The sequence below is a fragment of the Mycobacterium sp. 852002-30065_SCH5024008 genome, assembly GCF_001665645.1.
GTDB lineage: Bacteria > Actinomycetota > Actinomycetes > Mycobacteriales > Mycobacteriaceae > Mycobacterium > Mycobacterium paraffinicum.
The window spans coordinates 1-15,044 of record NZ_LZSZ01000179.1; the positions used below are offsets into that span (position 1 = coordinate 1).

Genomic DNA, 15,044 nt, shown 5'->3' on the forward strand with positions numbered 1-15,044 from the left:
ATGCGATCGTCGGCAGCGTCAGATGTGTATAAGAGACAGGCCCAGCCCGCCCAGCCGTGGTGGCCTTCGGCGCTGGGCTACGGGGTGTTGGGGGTAGTGGTGGGCCTTACCGCCTGGGCCCTCAATCGGAAACGGAGCGACGACGACGTAGGGGAGCCCGCCACCACGTCAAGGTCTTCCGGCAGTTGACCGGTCTTTCTTGGCTGCTCGGCGCGATGGCGCTCATCGCTATCGGCGGGCTTTTCGCGGCGATCGACGCCGCCATCAGCACCGTGTCGCTGGCCCGGGTCCAGGAGCTGGTGCGCGAGGAGCGGCCCGGCGCCGTGTCACTGGCCGAGGTGATGGCCGAGCGGCCGCGCTATATCAACCTGGTTGTGCTGCTGCGCATCACGTGCGAAATCACCGCGACCGTGCTGTTGGTGCTGTTCTTGTACGACAACTTCGGCCTGAACTGGGCGTTGTTCGGGGCCGCCGCCACCATGGTGGTGATGAGTTTCGTCGTCATCGGGGTCGGCCCGCGCACCCTCGGTCGCCAGCACGCGTATTCCATCTCGTTGACGACAGCCGTTCCACTGCGGCTCATTTCGTGGTTGTTGATGCCGCTCAGCCGGTTGCTGGTGGTCCTGGGTAATGCGCTGACACCCGGCCGCGGCCTGCGCAACGGGCCGTTCGCATCCGAGATCGAGCTTCGCGAAGTCGTGGACCTGGCCCAGCAGCGCGGCGTGGTCGCCGCGGACGAACGCCGGATGATCGAGTCGGTCTTCGAGCTCGGTGACACGCCGGCCCGCGAGGTGATGGTGCCGCGCACGGAGATGATCTGGATCGAAAGCGACAAGCTTGCCAGTCAAGCGTTGAACCTCGCAGTGCGCAGCGGGCACTCCCGCATCCCGGTGATCGGCGAGAATGTCGACGACATTGTCGGCGTCGTATACCTCAAAGACCTTGTGCAGCAGAGCTTTCTGTCGGGGGATGGCGGTCGTGGCATTACCGTGGCGCAGGTGATGCGTCCGGCGGTGTTCGTGCCGGACTCCAAGCCGCTGGATACGCTGCTGCGCGAAATGCAGCGCGACCGCAACCACATGGCCCTCCTCGTCGACGAGTACGGCGCGATAGCCGGCCTGGTGAGCATCGAAGACGTGCTGGAAGAGATCGTCGGCGAGATCGCCGACGAGTACGACCAGGCGGAGACCGCACCGATAGAAGACCTGGGCGACAAACGTTTCCGCGTCTCGGCGCGGTTGCCGATCGAAGACCTCGGCGAGCTCTACGACGTGGATTTCGACGACGACCTCGACGTCGATACCGTCGGCGGCCTGCTCGCCCTGGAACTGGGCCGGGTTCCGCTGCCCGGGGCCGAGGTGGTCTCACATGGCCTGCGGCTGCAAGCCGAAGGCGGCACCGACCACCGGGGGCGGGTACGGATCGGCACGGTCCTGCTGAGCCCCGCCGCGCCCGAGTCCAACGGTTCCGACGGAGAGAACCCGCAATGACGCCGAGCATCCGCCTAATTCGGCACATCAGCCCCGAACTCGCACCGTGTGCACCTCCGACGACATGACCGAATTCCATTCCGGTTTCGTGTGTTTGGTCGGCCGGCCGAACACCGGTAAGTCGACGCTGACCAACGCGCTCGTCGGCACCAAGGTGGCGATCACCTCGACGCGGCCGCAGACCACCCGGCACACCATCCGCGGCATCGTGCACCGGGAGAACTTTCAGATCATCCTGGTCGACACGCCGGGCCTGCACCGGCCGCGCACTCTGCTGGGCAAGCGGCTCAACGACCTGGTGCGCGACACCTATGCCGAAGTCGACGTGATCGGGTTGTGCATCCCGGCCGACGAGGCGATCGGCCCGGGTGACCGATGGATCGTCGACCAAATCCGTTCGAACGCACCGAAGACGGCGCTGGTGGCCATCGTCACCAAGATCGACAAGGTGCCCAGGGACCGGGTGGCCGCGCAGTTGGTCGCGGTCAGCGAGCTGGTCGGCGCCTCGGCGGAAATCGTTCCGGTGTCGGCGACCACCGGGGCGCAGGTGGACGTGCTGATCGACGTGCTCGCCGCGGCGCTGCCCCCCGGCCCGGCGTACTACCCCGACGGCGAGCTGACCGACGAGCCCGAGGAAGTTCTCATGGCGGAGCTCATCCGCGAGGCCGCCCTGGAGGGCGTCCGCGACGAGCTGCCGCATTCGTTGGCGGTGGTCATCGACGAGATCAACCCCCGGGAGGACCGCGACGACCTCATCGACGTGCACGCGCTGCTCTTCGTCGAGCGCGACAGCCAGAAGGGGATCATCATCGGCAAAGGCGGCGCCCGACTGCGACAGGTGGGCACCGCGGCGCGCGGCCAGATCGAAAAGTTGCTCGGCACCAAGGTCTACCTCGAACTGCGCGTCAAGGTCGCCAAGAACTGGCAGAGCGACCCCAAACAGCTTGGCCGGCTTGGCTTCTGAAGCGCCGGCGCCGTCGAAAGCCGAAGCCGCTCAAGCGAAGTCAACTTCGGTGATGTGCCGCTTCGGGATTCACCTTCGCGGCGGTCCACCGGACACCGGCGGCGTGCCCGTTTCGGCGGTCCACCACATCGTCGGCTGCTTGGTCGACCACCCGCACACGGCCTCCAGTTCGGCGGCCAGCGAGATCAGCATGCCCTCGCTGTTGTGCGGCCCCATCAACTGCACTCCGATCGGCAGCCCCTCGGAGGTGAACCCCGCCGGCACGTTGATCGACGGCCAGCCCAGTACATTCCACGGGAAGGTCAGTGGGCAGGCGGCGATCATCGCTCGATCGGTGCCGAAGCCGCTCAACCGGTCGAAGGCGCGCGCCGGCGGCGGCGGCTGGGCGGTGGTCGGAGCCACGACGACATCGACGATGTCGAAGATCGAACCCACCCGACGTTGGGCCTCGGTTTCGTGCCGGCGCGCGGTGCGCAGGATCGCCTGACCCAGCACGTGGCCCACCCGCAAGTTGGACACCGTGCGGGGGTCGAGGATCACCCCGTCGCCCAGCCGCTCCTCCCAGTCCCGCAGGCCGGCGGTGGACCGGGCGAGGAAATCCCACGACAGCCGCAGCCCGTAGTCGGGGTTGCCCGGCACCACGGTGTGGCCGAGCAGCTCGAGCTGCCGGGCCACGGCTCGCGTCGCCGCCAGGATCTCGGGATGCAGCTTGGACCGAAAACCGGTGTACGGGAACCGGGTTGACAGCGCGATGTTCAGCGGGCCGGGCGCGATACCGACATAGTCGGAGGCGGTGATCGGGGGCGGCTTGTGCCGGTCGCCCTCGACGTTGCCCGACGCCGCGTCGAGCACCAACGCCGCATCGGCCACCGTTCGGGCCAGCACACCGTTGACCGTGATGCCGTTGAACGCCTCGGGCAGTGGCCAGGTGGAGATGCGGCCGCGCTGCGGCTTGATGCCCACCAGGTGCGTCCACGCGGCGGGGATGCGGACGCTGCCCGCCCCATCGGAGCCGATCGCCGCGGTGACGAGTCCCGCGGCCACCGCGGCCGCGCTGCCCCCCGAGGAGCCGCCCGGGGTGTGCCGGCGCGACCAGGGGTTGCGGGTATGCCCGAACCCGGGTCCGCTGGTGAACGGCCACTGGCCCAGCTCGCAGGTGTTGGTCTTGCCGACGATCACCGCGCCCGCGGCCTTCAGGCGGCGAACCACCTCGGCGTCGTGGGTGGCGGGTGGGACATATCCCTCGGTGCCGAAGGCGGTCGGCACTCCAGCAACGTCGACGTCGTCCTTGACCGCGATCGGGATGCCCAGCAACGGCGCCGTGTCTCCGGCCGCCCGCCGCCGGTCGGCCGCCGCCGCGTCGGCCAGGGCCGACTCGGTGAGCACCACGCGGAAGGCGTTCAGCGTGGGCTGGCTGGCGTGGATGGCGTGCAGGGACCGGCGCACCAGTGTGACCGAAGTCACGGACCGGCTGGCAAGCTGATAGAGCAGGTCAGTGAGTGTGGGCAGGCGCTGGCCACCGGATCCGAAAATGGATCCAGGACCTGACTCGGAAGCGCCAATCACGGGGTACGAGACTAACCGGCGCGGATACCAGCATTGTCGCGGCGGGGTGCAAAACTATTGTGATGCGGCTGTATCGAGACCGGGCGGTGGTGTTGCGCCAACACAAGCTCGGCGAAGCCGACCGGATCGTCACGCTGCTCACTCGCGACCACGGATTGGTTCGGGCGGTGGCGAAGGGCGTTCGTCGCACCCGCAGCAAATTCGGCGCGCGGCTGGAACCGTTCGCGCACATCGACGCGCAACTGCATCCCGGCCGCAACCTCGACATCGTCACCCAGGTCGTCTCGATCGACGCGTTCGCCACCGACATCGTCAGCGATTACGGCCGCTACACCTGCGGGTGCGCGATGCTGGAAACCGCCGAACGCCTCGCCGGGGAGGAGCGGGCCCCCGCCCCGGCCCTGCACCGGCTCACGGTCAGCGCCTTGCGGGCGGTGGCCGACGGGCGCCGCTCCCGGGACCTGCTGCTGGACGCCTACCTGCTGCGTGCCATGGGCATCGCCGGATGGGCGCCGGCGCTGACCGAGTGCGCCCGGTGCGCCACACCAGGGCCGCACCGCGCGTTCCATGTCGGCGCCGGGGGCAGCGTCTGCACGCACTGCCGTCCGGCCGGTTCGACGACACCGCCGCCGGGCGTGCTGGATCTGATGTCCGCGCTGCACGACGGCGATTGGGAGTTCGCCGAAGAGGCCCCGCAATCGCACCGCAGCTACGTCAGCGGACTGGTGGCCGCGCACCTGCAATGGCATCTGGAACGCCAGCTCAAGACGTTGCCACTGGTGGAACGGCCGTATCACGTCGACCGCACCATCGCCGAACGGCGCGCAGCGCTGATGGAGCAGTTGGACTGTGGCTAAAGCTGAGCGCAAGCTCAAGTCGACCGGCTTCCCGCAGCTGCCCCCGGCGCCCGACGATTACCCGGTTTTCCCCGACAAATCGACATGGCCGGTGGTCTTCCCCGAGCTGCCGCCGTCTCGTGACGGCGGCCCGAGCCGGCCGCCGCAGCACACCTCGAAAGCGACCCCGCCGCGTATTCCGGCGGACCGATTGCCCAATCATGTGGCCATCGTCATGGACGGCAACGGCCGCTGGGCCACCGAACAGGGACTGACCCGCACCGATGGCCACCGGGCCGGCGAGGCGGTAGTCATTGACGTCGTCTGTGGCGCAATCGAAATCGGCATCAAGTGGCTGAGCCTTTACGCGTTTTCCACCGAGAACTGGAAGCGGTCCCCCGAAGAGGTCCGCTTCCTGATGGGCTTCAACCGGGACGTGGTCCGCATGCGCCGGGTGAACTTGAAGACCATCGGGGTCAATATCCGGTGGGTGGGTTCGCGGCCACGGCTGTGGCGCAGCGTGATCAATGAGTTGGCGATCGCGGAGGACATGACGAAGGACAACGACGTCATCACGGTCAACTACTGCGTCAACTACGGCGGTCGTGCCGAAATCGCCGACGCCGCAAAGGAAATCGCGCGCTTAGCCGCCGCCGGCAGGCTGAACCCGGAACGCATCACGGAGTCGACGGTGGCGCATCACCTGCAACGGCCCGACATCCCCGACGTGGACCTCTTCCTGAGGACCTCGGGGGAGCAGCGGTCCAGCAACTTCATGCTGTGGCAGGCCGCGTACGCCGAGTACATCTTCCAGGACAAGCTATGGCCCGACTACGACCGCCGCGACCTGTGGGCGGCGTGCGAGGAATACGCTTCGCGCAACAGAAGATTCGGGAGCGCCTGATGCCATCACTGCAGGAACGTCTGGCGTCGGCACTCGGCGTGGTCCTTGCGGTCGAGGAGGAGTCCGACGGGGCGCTGACGGTGCGCCATGCCGGGACCATTGCGTCGTTGCGGGTGGTGAACATCGCCGACGACCTCGATCTGGTGTCGCTCACCCAAGTCTTGGCGTGGGACCTGCCGCTGACCAAGAAGATCAGCGATCAGGTCGCCAAGCAGGCCCGCACCAGCAACTTCGGCAGCGTCACGATGGTCGAGAAGGTCAACGAGAAGGCCGTGCAACGCAACTCGGGCAAGGGCGCGGCCAAGACCGCCGACGTGATGCTGCGCTACAACTTTCCCGGCGGCGGCCTGACCGACGACGCGCTGCGCACCCTGGTTCTGTTGGTGCTGGATAGCGGCATCGAGATACGTCGCACATTGACGGGTTAGGGCTCTAGGACACCGCCGACTCGGCCAGCGCGATGGCTGCCGATCCGCGGGCGTTTTCGGCCACGCGGGTCTGCAGCAACGAGCGTAGGAGGTCTTGGTCGTGCTGAGCCGGCCGGGTCGAGTCGACGAACCGCTCGACGACTTCGACGAAGCGATCCGGGTCGTCTTTGAAAGGCATGTGCCCGGAGTTTTCGAAGATCTCTAAGCGTGACCCGGGCACCGCATCGTGGGCCACCCGGGCGTGGTCTACCGGGATCACGAAGTCGTCCTCGCCCCAGATCACTTGCACCGGAATGGGTTGCGCGAGATAGCTTCGGTCCAGCATTGTGACGAATTGGCCGCGCCTGTCCACCACCGACCGCAAGGTGCGCGCGAACGCCGACAATGCGCGCGGGTCCCGGAAGCCTTCGAGCAGATTCACCACATCGGCGACGTCGTGCCCCAGGTTGGTGGGGCCCAGTACGGTAGCCATGGCCCGCCCGAACAGTCGGATCGCCGGCATCACGCCCGGCATGCGCAGCATCGCCAGGGCCTCGCTGCCCAACGGCATCGCCGCCAATCGCAATGCCACGCTTACTTCCTCGGCGACGCCACCGCTGCTGACCAGCACAATGCGCTCTACCAGCTGCGGGTACTGATAGGCGAATTGCATTGCGACACCGCCACCGAACGAATGCCCGACCAGGGTGACACGGTCAATGTCAAGCGCGGCAAGTAGGTCACGCATGCCGTTCGCGAAGGCCGCCAATGAGTAGTCGGCGCGTGGTTTGTCCGATTCCCCGTGGCCCAGCAGGTCCGGTGCGATGACCGTGAACCGTCGCGCAAGTTTGGCGTGCACGGGCTCCCATGCCGTGGACTTGTCGCCGACGCCGTGGATCAGCAACAGAGCCGGTCCCGACCCGGCTACCCGGAAGGCACGTCGGTAGCCGTGAATGGTGCGAAATTGCAGTGACGGAGCCTCGACGTCGCGTACCGGCCGCAGATGGGGCGATGGGTGGTGCCGCATGGTGCTCTCACTTCCCTAGAGTTCTTGGTTGTCTCGGCCCGTGGGCCACTCATGGGTAGGAGCACGCGGCGGGCGCGTGTTGGACACTTTTTTCAGAACTTTTTTCCGCCGTGCCGCGTTCGGCCGGCTCGGGTCAGCCTAGGACCCGCACTGTGAACACGTGCCGAAGATCTCGATGGTGTGGCTGACGTCGGAATAGCCGTGTTTGGAGGCGACTTGCGCCGCCCACTGTTCGACCTCGTGGTCGCCGACTTCGATGGTGGAACCGCAGCTGCGACAGACCAGATGGTGGTGGTGGTGTTCGGAGCACCTGCGGTAGACCGACTCGCCGGTGTCGGTGCGCAGCGTGTCGACCATTCCCGCCGCCGCCATGGATTGCAGCGTCCGGTAGACGGTGGTCAGCCCGATGTTCTCGCCGCGGCGGCGCAGCTCGTCGTGCAACTCCTGCGCCGAGCGGAAGTCGTCGAGGGTGTCCATCAGCGTGGAGATCGCTGCCCGCTGACGGGTCGACCGGACACTCGCGCCTGTCATTGTGTGTCCTCGCTCGCGTGGGCGACCGCGTCCACCACGATGTGCGCCAGGTGATGGTCGGCAAGCCGGTAGAGCACCTCGCGGCCGGATCGCTCCCCGGCGACGACGCCGGCGGCCTTCAGGATCTTCAGGTGCTGGCTGACCAGTGGCTGCGGCACGCCGAGCGCGTCGACCAGCTCGTGCACGCAGCGCTGGGATTCACGCAACTGCAGCACGATGGCGATCCGCACCGGGGCGGCCAGCGCGCGCAGCAGCTCACCGGCCGCGTCGAGAATCTCGCGCGGCGGCGGGACGGGGTAATCGGCCGGCGCGTGTCCGCCGGGCCCGGATTCGCCGTGCTCGTGGGCAACCACGCTCATCGCCGGTCCCACGTCACCATCGGCGGTGGCCGGCAGCGAGGAAGGCGGGGATGGGGACATCGCCATGGAGAGAGTCATCACCTCGAGAAGGGCCAGGTAGCGGGGAGGGACGCCGTGAGGGTCGACTTCCACTGTCACATGCATGATGGCGCATGTCAAAGACCGCGGGGCCGATCGTTACGATGACGAATGCTCTGCGCACGGCGGTCGAGCGCCGCTCGTGCCCGTTCAAACCCGGAAAGGGAGTGCACCACCCCGTGGCGTCCGTCATCGACACCGTAGTGAACCTGGCCAAACGTCGCGGCTTCGTCTTTCCTTCGGGAGAGATCTACGGCGGCACCCGGTCGGCGTGGGACTACGGCCCGCTGGGAGTGGAACTCAAGGAGAACATCAAGCGGCAGTGGTGGCGATCGGTGGTCACCGGACGCGACGACGTCGTGGGCATCGATTCGTCGATCATCCTGCCGCGGCAGGTCTGGGTAGCCTCCGGCCACGTCGAGGTTTTCCACGACCCACTGGTCGAGTGCCTGAACTGCCATCACCGGCATCGCCAGGACCACATGCAGGAGGCTTACGCGGCGAAGAAGGGGATCGACGACCCCGACTCGGTGCCGATGACGGAGATCGTCTGCCCGGATTGCGGAACCAAGGGCCAGTGGACGGAGCCGCGCGAGTTCAACATGATGCTCAAGACGCACCTCGGGCCGATCGAGACCGAGGAGGGCTTGCACTATCTGCGTCCGGAGACCGCGCAGGGCATCTTCGTCAACTTCGCCAACGTCGTCACTACCGCGCGCAAGAAGCCGCCGTTCGGTATCGGCCAGATCGGCAAGAGTTTTCGCAATGAGATCACGCCGGGCAACTTCATTTTCCGAACCCGCGAGTTCGAGCAGATGGAAATGGAATTCTTCGTGGAGCCGTCGACCGCGAAGGAATGGCACCAGTATTGGATCGACACCCGCCTGCAGTGGTATCTCGAGCTGGGTATCGACCCGGAGAATCTGCGGTTATTCGAACACCCCGCCGAGAAGCTTTCGCACTACTCCGACCGGACCGTCGACATCGAGTACAAGTTCGGCTTCGCGGGCAACCCGTGGGGCGAACTGGAGGGCGTCGCCAACCGGACGGACTTCGACTTATCCACGCACGCAAAACATTCCGGCGCCGACCTGTCGTACTACGACCAGGGCACCGATACCCGGTACATCCCATATGTCATCGAACCGGCGGCCGGGCTCACGCGGTCGTTCATGGCGTTTCTGATCGACGCCTACACCGAGGACCAGGCACCCAACGCCAAGGGTGTGATGGAGAAGCGCACGCTGCTCCGGCTGGATCCGCGGTTGGCCCCGGTCAAGGCCGCGGTGCTGCCGCTGTCCCGGCACGCCGACTTGAGTCCCAAGGCTCGCGACCTGGCCGCCGAATTGCGCACGTGCTGGAACATCGATTTCGACGACGCCGGCGCGATCGGGCGCCGCTACCGGCGCCAGGACGAGGTGGGGACGCCGTTCTGTGTGACGGTGGATTTCGACTCCCTCGAAGACAACGCCGTCACGGTGCGCCGGCGCGATGACATGACACAGGAGCGCGTCGCGATGAACGCCGTCGCCGACTACTTGGCGGCGCGGCTCAAGGGTTGCTGACCGGCGCTGGCACCGCCGGTTCCGAAGCTCCCGCCTTGCCTGTTGACCGGCATGGACACGCCGCCGCCACGTAATTAAACGTTTCGTAAAAAACGGTATTTGGATAGCCGATTGGCTTAGGCTCGATCCAAATGTTGCTCACGTGTCTAGTCGCCGGGGGTGGGTGTCGGTTCGTGTGGGTGTAGGTGTCGTTGACTCGGTAGTCGGTGGGTTAGGGATGCGATGATTCCAGCTTTTATGCTGTTCCCCCCCGAGATCAACTCTGCCCTGATGTATGGCGGCGCCGGCCCTGGCCCACTGTTGACGGCGGCCGCGGCCTGGGAAGCACTGGCGGCGGACTTGGCGGCTGCGGCGGCGTCGTTCGAGTCGGTTGTGACGGGAGTGGCTGCCGGCCCCTGGATGGGCCCGTCGTCGGTGGCGATGGTGGCGGCGGCGACGCCGTACCTGCAGTGGCTGATCTCGGCCGCCGGGCAAGCCGAGTTGGCGGCGGCCCAGGCGACGGCGGCGGCGGGGGCCTATGAGGCGGCGTTCATGGCGACGGTGCCCACCCCGGAGGTGCTCGAGAATCGCCTCCGGCTGCTCATGCTGATCGCCACGAACTTCCTCGGTCAGAACACCCCGGCGATCGCGATGACCGAAATCGAGTACATGGAGATGTGGGCCCAGGACGTGGCCGCGATGGTGGGCTATCACATCGGGGCGCAGACGGTGGCGGCGACGCTGCCGGCGTTCAGCGCCCCGCCGGTAGCCCTGGGTGGACTGGCGGGGCTGGTGACGGCGCCGCTGGACTTCGTGTCCCAGGCTTTCGGAGCGTTCTCGTCGCTGGGGGCCGGCTTTGTTTCGCAGCTGCAGGCGGTGCTCGGGGCGTTCTTCCCAGGCCTGTCGTCGGTGACGTCGTTACTCTCGTCGATGCCGGTCACGACGATGACCGCCCTGGCACCGATTGGGATGTACCCCGCGACCGCGCTGATGTCCCCGATGATGGTGCTGGCCCAAAACGTCGGGCCGGCGGCACCCACGATGGCCGGTGTCACCACCGTGGCCGGGCAGGCCCCGCTCGCCACCGGCGGCCTGCAGGCGCCGCAATCGCTCGGCGGGCTGGGCGTCGCCACGGCCGGGTTGGGCACCGCGCGGTTCGTGGGAGCGATTACGGTGCCTCCGACCTGGCAGGGGTCGATGCCGGTGCCGGCGGTCCTGACGAGTCTCGCGGTGCCGGCGCTGGGCACCCAACTACCGACCCCGATCGCGACGGGCGGATCGTCCCCCGCGTCGGCCGCACCCGCCGGTTCCACCCCGGCCATGGCCATGGCGATGGACGATCGGGACGCCGACAAAGACAAGACCGACGGGAGGGGTCGCCGCGGCGGCGAGAACCCGCACGTGGTGCAGTCGCGGCCCAAGGTGGTGCCGCGGACCAAGGGCGGATAGCAGGGGGGCCGCCGCCGTTCGCAGGCGCTGAGCCCGCTCGCCGGCTCCGGCTTGGGCGTCGGGGATGCCTGCGGAAGCAAATCCACGTTTTTCGGGTAATTGTCTGAAGTTTGGCTTACGATGTGCCTGCTTGCTGTTATTAGGTTCGGCCACAGCATCCGAAAGTCGGCTGTGGAAGGAGGCAACATGCTTTTGCCTCTTGGTCCGCCGTTACCAGATGACTCGGTGTCGGCGGTTCGGGGTGAGTCGGGGATGCTCGGTGGCCTGTCGGTTCCACTCGTTTGGGGTGTGGTCGTGCCGCCGGATGACTACGACCATTGGGCCCCGAAGCCGGAAGTGAGTGTCGATCCCGGCGACCCGGCGGCCGATGTCCCCGCCCCGGCCGCGGTCGGTGACGCCAAAGAATGGAACGAGTGGCAGCGGTGGGAAGGCGAAGCCGAACCCCACTTCGACGTACCGCGCAGCGGAGGCGTGATTCCGCATTCACCGGCCGCCGGTTGACCGCCGCGTTCTAGGGCGAGCGGCTCAGAATCGGCCGCCGCCGCCCATGAAGCCGCCGCCGGAGGATCCCCCCGAAGACCCGCCGAACGATGTGGGACTCCAGCCGCCGAAGCCGCCCCGCATGCCCCCACTGAGCAGGTTGCCGATGATGATGCCGCCCAGCATTGCCCCCATGTCGCTGCCCCCGCGCCGCGTGTAGCCGCGCTGAATCGCTTGCACATCGGCATTGGCCAACGACTGCGCCTGGGCGGCCAGCGTCGACGCCGCGTTGGCGTGGGAAATCGCCTCGGTCGGGTTCGTCGCCCTCTTGTCCCGCGCGGCTTGCAGGTGCCGGGTGGCTTCAGCCAGCCGGGTGCGGGCCTCCGGGCCGATGCTGCCGCGACGCGTGTCGATGTAGTCGGAGACCGCGCGCACCCGTGACTCGGCGGTGAACAACGCCTGCTCCAATGACCGGTTGAGCTGCTCGGCGGTGGCCCGCTCCTGCGCCAGGGTGACCAGCAGCCCGTTGAGGTCGGCGTCCGCTTTGGCTAACTGGGCGAACGCGCCGAGCGGGTCGGTGGAGCCGCCGGCACGCGCGCCGTCGACGGCCCGCGTGGCCGCATCGCGCGCCGCGCGCAGATCGCCGGTGTGAGCGGTTGTCTCCGCTCTCTGCAGGAGGTCGGCCGCCCGTTTGATGTCGGCCTGAATGTCGGCCATGGCCGACGGCAGCCTGTCGATGGCGTGCTGGATGTCGGTGGCCGCGTTGTCCACCGAGTCGAGTAGCGCCCGCGCCTGCCCGAGCGCGGACTCCGCGGCGCGGAACGCGTCCACCAAGCCGGCCTGCCGGCCGCTGACGGCTTCGGCAGCCAAATCCCGGGCGGTGCCGATGTTGCGGTCGGCGAACGCCAGCCGCTCCTTGGCGGCCGAGACATTGCCGGATACGGAAGTCAGTGCGGTGGCGTCGAATTGGTCGTGTAGTTCGGCCAGCCGCTGCTCTGACGGCGCTATCCGGGAGGTGAGCTCAACGTATTGCTGGGTGAGCGCGTCGAGCCGCGACGGGGCGTTGATCACCAGATCGCGCAGGTTCTCGAACGCCTCGGTCTGCGACTCCAGTTCCGCATCGGCGCGTGCCGCCGACATGACGACCCGGGTGAGCAACTCGCGGCGTTGGTCGGGCGTCTCCGGTGTGCTGTCGTCCAGTTGCTGTCGTACCGTGAACGCTTGGGCCAGAGCGGCTTTGGCGTTGGTCACGGCTTGGGTGAAGGGTTGGGTCCGCTCTTCACCGAACTCGGCGATCGCCAGGTCGAGTTCGTTGGAGCTGGTTCGCACGGCGTTGTCGACGTCCACCACGAGTGCGCGCGACAGGTCGTCGAGGGCCTGCAGCGGCACGGCGGCCAGCGCTTGGGAGTCGGTGGGGTCGACCCGTCGGGCCGCGGCCAATTCGGCCGCGCGCCGGCGCCGACCGCGATAGCGCATGACCAACAGCAAGGCCGCTACCGCGACGAGAATGATCGCGAGCGTGACCAGCAGGGCCACCCGGCCCGACGAACCCGGTGACGTGTTGAGCCCGTTGGCCGCCGCGACCGCGGCGCCGCTCCAGTCGCCGTTGTGCAAGGCGGGCTCGATCTTGTTGTGCCGCAAGTCATCGACCTGGCGGGCGTTGACGCTCTTGACGGTGGACGGCACCAGGAAGGCGTAGGCACGGCCGGCGGTGGCGACGGCCAGCAGGGCGTCATAGTCACCCAGATCGCTGGTACGCACCGTGCGCTGCGCCCAGTTCACCGGGCTCTGGTCGGAAAAGTCGTCGACGTAGACCACCCACAGCCGGATGTGGCGATCCGTGTACAGCTTGCGCACCGCCGAGGTGACCGCCGCACGGCCGGATTCCGACAGGGCACCCGCATTGTCGGTGACGTAATCCGCCAGCCGGAACGGGGGTTGCGCGCCGGCCCCGGGTGCCACAAGCAGTCCGCCGCTGAAAGCAATTGCGAGGATGACACCTAGCAGCCGGGCAGTGCGCATGACGTCAATCTAGCCCCGCGGCGACGCGGGCAAAGAGCCGTGCGGCGGAGCGGTCCGCCGTCCCGCGTTCCCTGGCAGACTGTGCTGCGGTGACTAAGAAGGCGGACATGAATCGGCAAGACCCCTACGACGACTTCGACCGTCAACGGCGGGTACGCGAAGCGCCGAAGACTGCCGGTCTACCGGGTACGGAAGGTCAGCACCGCACCGACTTCGCCCGGGACCGGGCCCGGGTACTGCACAGCGCCGCGCTGCGCCGGCTTGCCGATAAGACCCAGGTCGTCGGGCCCCGCGAAGGTGACACCCCGCGCACCCGGCTGACGCACTCGCTGGAGGTCGCCCAGATCGGGCGGGGGATGGCGGTCGGCTTGGGTTGCGACCTCGACCTGGTCGAGCTGGCCGGCCTGGCCCACGACATCGGCCACCCCCCGTACGGCCACAACGGCGAGAGCGCCCTGGATGAGTTCGCCGCCGACTACGGCGGTTTCGAGGGGAATGCGCAAAACTTCCGCATCCTGACCAGCCTCGAGCCCAAAGTGCTTGACGAGCAAGGCAATAGCGCGGGGCTCAACCTGACCCGCGCCTCCCTGGACGCGGTCACCAAGTATCCGTGGTACCGCGGCAGAGGGCTGGGTCAAGAGAGAAGGAAGTTCGGGTTCTACGACGAGGACCGCGAGCCGGCGGCCTGGGTTCGCGCCCGCGCGCCGGAGGGCCGGATGTGCCTGGAAGCGCAGGTGATGGACTGGGCCGACGATATCGCCTATTCGGTCCACGACGTCGAGGACGGCGTCGTCTCTCAACGCATCGACCTGCGCGTGCTCGCCGACGACGACGAGGCGGCCGCCCTGGCCAAACTGGGCGAGAGCGAATTCTCCCGGGTGAGCGCCGACGACTTCATGGCGGCCGCCCGGCGACTCTCCGGGCTGCCGGTGGTCGCCGCCGTCGGCAAGTACGACGCCACGCTGGCCGCGGCGGTCGCGCTCAAGCGACTCACCAGTGAATTGGTCGGCCGGTTCGCCTCGGCCGCCATTGCCACCACGCGCGCCGCGGCCGGGCCAGGGCCGCTGGTCCGCTACCGGGCCGACCTGCTGGTGCCCGACCTGGTGCGCGCGGAGGTCGCCCTGCTGAAAATCCTGGCGCTGCAATTCATCATGTCCGATCCGAGACATCTCAACACCCAGGGCCTGCAGCGTGAACGGATCCACCGGGTGGCGCGGTGGCTCTACTCCGGGGCACCCCAGACACTCGACCCGGTCTTCGCCGCGGCGTTCACCACCGCGGCCGACGACCGCGCCCGGCTACGGGTCATCGTCGATCAGATCGCCTCATATACCGAGGGCCGGCTGGAACGTATCGACGCGCGTCAGGCCACCGGTTAGCCGCTACT

At 67.6% G+C, this 15,044-nt stretch carries 14 protein-coding genes and 1 pseudogene; 10 read left to right on the forward strand and 5 right to left on the reverse strand.

Features of this window, described 5'->3' with window-relative positions:
- From A5781_RS26380 to era, 3 genes and pseudogenes are all read left to right on the forward strand, one after another.
- Window positions 1–189 (forward strand): annotated as a pseudogene (locus A5781_RS26380) (hypothetical protein); the annotation flags it as partial.
- Window positions 186–1,490 carry a hemolysin family protein gene (locus A5781_RS23145; protein WP_067212539.1) on the forward strand — a complete coding sequence of 435 codons (1,305 nt, stop codon included), beginning with the start codon at window positions 186–188 and terminating at the stop codon, window positions 1,488–1,490. The pseudogene A5781_RS26380 and the gene A5781_RS23145, both read left to right, overlap by 4 nt.
- 64 nt (window positions 1,491–1,554) lie before the next feature.
- A complete protein-coding gene (era, locus tag A5781_RS23150; RefSeq protein WP_067212623.1) occupies window positions 1,555–2,454 on the forward strand; it encodes a GTPase Era in 900 nt (299 codons plus the stop codon).
- Window positions 2,455–2,523: 69 nt separating this feature from the next.
- Here the strand turns inward: era and A5781_RS23155 are convergent, their stop codons facing one another.
- Window positions 2,524–4,020: an amidase gene (locus A5781_RS23155; protein WP_067212543.1), complete on the reverse strand. Its 1,497-nt coding sequence runs from the start codon at window positions 4,018–4,020 to the stop codon at window positions 2,524–2,526.
- 62 nt (window positions 4,021–4,082) lie between these two features.
- Here A5781_RS23155 and recO point away from each other — a divergent pair, with 62 nt between their 5' ends.
- The 3 genes from recO to A5781_RS23170 are packed head-to-tail and all read left to right on the forward strand — an operon-like array spanning window position 4,083 to window position 6,188.
- The gene (recO, locus tag A5781_RS23160) at window positions 4,083–4,877 is read left to right on the forward strand and encodes a DNA repair protein RecO (RefSeq protein WP_066945346.1); all 795 of its coding nucleotides are present in this window, start codon (window positions 4,083–4,085) and stop codon (window positions 4,875–4,877) included.
- Window positions 4,870–5,760, forward strand: coding sequence for a decaprenyl diphosphate synthase (locus A5781_RS23165; protein WP_067212546.1), 891 nt, complete (start codon window positions 4,870–4,872; stop codon window positions 5,758–5,760). The genes recO and A5781_RS23165 overlap by 8 nt, the downstream gene beginning before the upstream one ends.
- A complete protein-coding gene (locus A5781_RS23170; RefSeq protein WP_067212549.1) occupies window positions 5,760–6,188 on the forward strand; it encodes a hypothetical protein in 429 nt (142 codons plus the stop codon). The genes A5781_RS23165 and A5781_RS23170 overlap by 1 nt, the downstream gene beginning before the upstream one ends.
- A 4-nt stretch (window positions 6,189–6,192) precedes the next feature.
- On the opposite strand, the gene A5781_RS23175 is transcribed toward A5781_RS23170, so the two are convergent.
- From A5781_RS23175 to A5781_RS23185, 3 genes are all read right to left on the reverse strand, one after another.
- Window positions 6,193–7,194, reverse strand: a complete 1,002-nt coding sequence (locus A5781_RS23175; protein ID WP_067212553.1) for an alpha/beta fold hydrolase — start codon at window positions 7,192–7,194, stop codon at window positions 6,193–6,195.
- Between the two features lie 138 nt (window positions 7,195–7,332).
- Window positions 7,333–7,725, reverse strand: coding sequence for a Fur family transcriptional regulator (locus A5781_RS23180; RefSeq protein ID WP_067212556.1), 393 nt, complete (start codon window positions 7,723–7,725; stop codon window positions 7,333–7,335).
- Entirely contained in the window at window positions 7,722–8,150 is a 429-nt protein-coding gene (locus tag A5781_RS23185) for a metalloregulator ArsR/SmtB family transcription factor (protein WP_067212627.1), read from the reverse strand. The genes A5781_RS23180 and A5781_RS23185 overlap by 4 nt, the downstream gene beginning before the upstream one ends.
- 179 nt (window positions 8,151–8,329) lie before the next feature.
- On the opposite strand from A5781_RS23185, the gene A5781_RS23190 reads away from it, so the two are divergent.
- The 3 genes from A5781_RS23190 to A5781_RS23200 all read left to right on the forward strand — a co-directional run bounded on the left by A5781_RS23190 (window position 8,330) and on the right by A5781_RS23200 (window position 11,656).
- Window positions 8,330–9,727 (forward strand): glycine--tRNA ligase, encoded by a 1,398-nt coding sequence (locus tag A5781_RS23190; protein WP_067212630.1) that lies wholly within the window; start codon window positions 8,330–8,332, stop codon window positions 9,725–9,727.
- Between the two features lie 222 nt (window positions 9,728–9,949).
- The gene (locus A5781_RS23195) at window positions 9,950–11,155 is read left to right on the forward strand and encodes a PPE family protein (protein ID WP_067212560.1); all 1,206 of its coding nucleotides are present in this window, start codon (window positions 9,950–9,952) and stop codon (window positions 11,153–11,155) included.
- 252 nt (window positions 11,156–11,407) lie between these two features.
- On the forward strand, window positions 11,408–11,656 hold the full coding sequence (locus A5781_RS23200) for a hypothetical protein (RefSeq protein ID WP_067212563.1): 249 nt from the start codon (window positions 11,408–11,410) through the stop codon (window positions 11,654–11,656).
- 24 nt (window positions 11,657–11,680) lie between these two features.
- On the opposite strand, the gene A5781_RS23205 is transcribed toward A5781_RS23200, so the two are convergent.
- The gene (locus tag A5781_RS23205) at window positions 11,681–13,657 is read right to left on the reverse strand and encodes a TPM domain-containing protein (protein ID WP_067212568.1); all 1,977 of its coding nucleotides are present in this window, start codon (window positions 13,655–13,657) and stop codon (window positions 11,681–11,683) included.
- Between the two features lie 107 nt (window positions 13,658–13,764).
- Between A5781_RS23205 and A5781_RS23210 the strand changes: the two genes are divergently transcribed.
- The gene (locus A5781_RS23210) at window positions 13,765–15,036 is read left to right on the forward strand and encodes a deoxyguanosinetriphosphate triphosphohydrolase (RefSeq protein WP_067212571.1); all 1,272 of its coding nucleotides are present in this window, start codon (window positions 13,765–13,767) and stop codon (window positions 15,034–15,036) included.
- Window positions 15,037–15,044 lie beyond the last annotated feature (8 nt).

Coding starts and splice junctions, on each gene's coding strand:
- era (WP_067212623.1), top strand. CDS start 1,555: ATGACCGAATTCCATTCCGGTTTCGTGTGTTTGGTCGGCCGGCCGAAC.
- recO (WP_066945346.1), top strand. CDS start 4,083: ATGCGGCTGTATCGAGACCGGGCGGTGGTGTTGCGCCAACACAAGCTC.
- A5781_RS23170 (WP_067212549.1), top strand. CDS start 5,760: ATGCCATCACTGCAGGAACGTCTGGCGTCGGCACTCGGCGTGGTCCTT.
- A5781_RS23175 (WP_067212553.1), bottom strand. CDS start 7,194: ATGCGGCACCACCCATCGCCCCATCTGCGGCCGGTACGCGACGTCGAG.
- A5781_RS23180 (WP_067212556.1), bottom strand. CDS start 7,725: ATGACAGGCGCGAGTGTCCGGTCGACCCGTCAGCGGGCAGCGATCTCC.
- A5781_RS23185 (WP_067212627.1), bottom strand. CDS start 8,150: ATGGCGATGTCCCCATCCCCGCCTTCCTCGCTGCCGGCCACCGCCGAT.
- A5781_RS23195 (WP_067212560.1), top strand. CDS start 9,950: ATGATTCCAGCTTTTATGCTGTTCCCCCCCGAGATCAACTCTGCCCTG.
- A5781_RS23200 (WP_067212563.1), top strand. CDS start 11,408: ATGCTCGGTGGCCTGTCGGTTCCACTCGTTTGGGGTGTGGTCGTGCCG.
- A5781_RS23205 (WP_067212568.1), bottom strand. CDS start 13,657: ATGCGCACTGCCCGGCTGCTAGGTGTCATCCTCGCAATTGCTTTCAGC.
- A5781_RS23210 (WP_067212571.1), top strand. CDS start 13,765: ATGAATCGGCAAGACCCCTACGACGACTTCGACCGTCAACGGCGGGTA.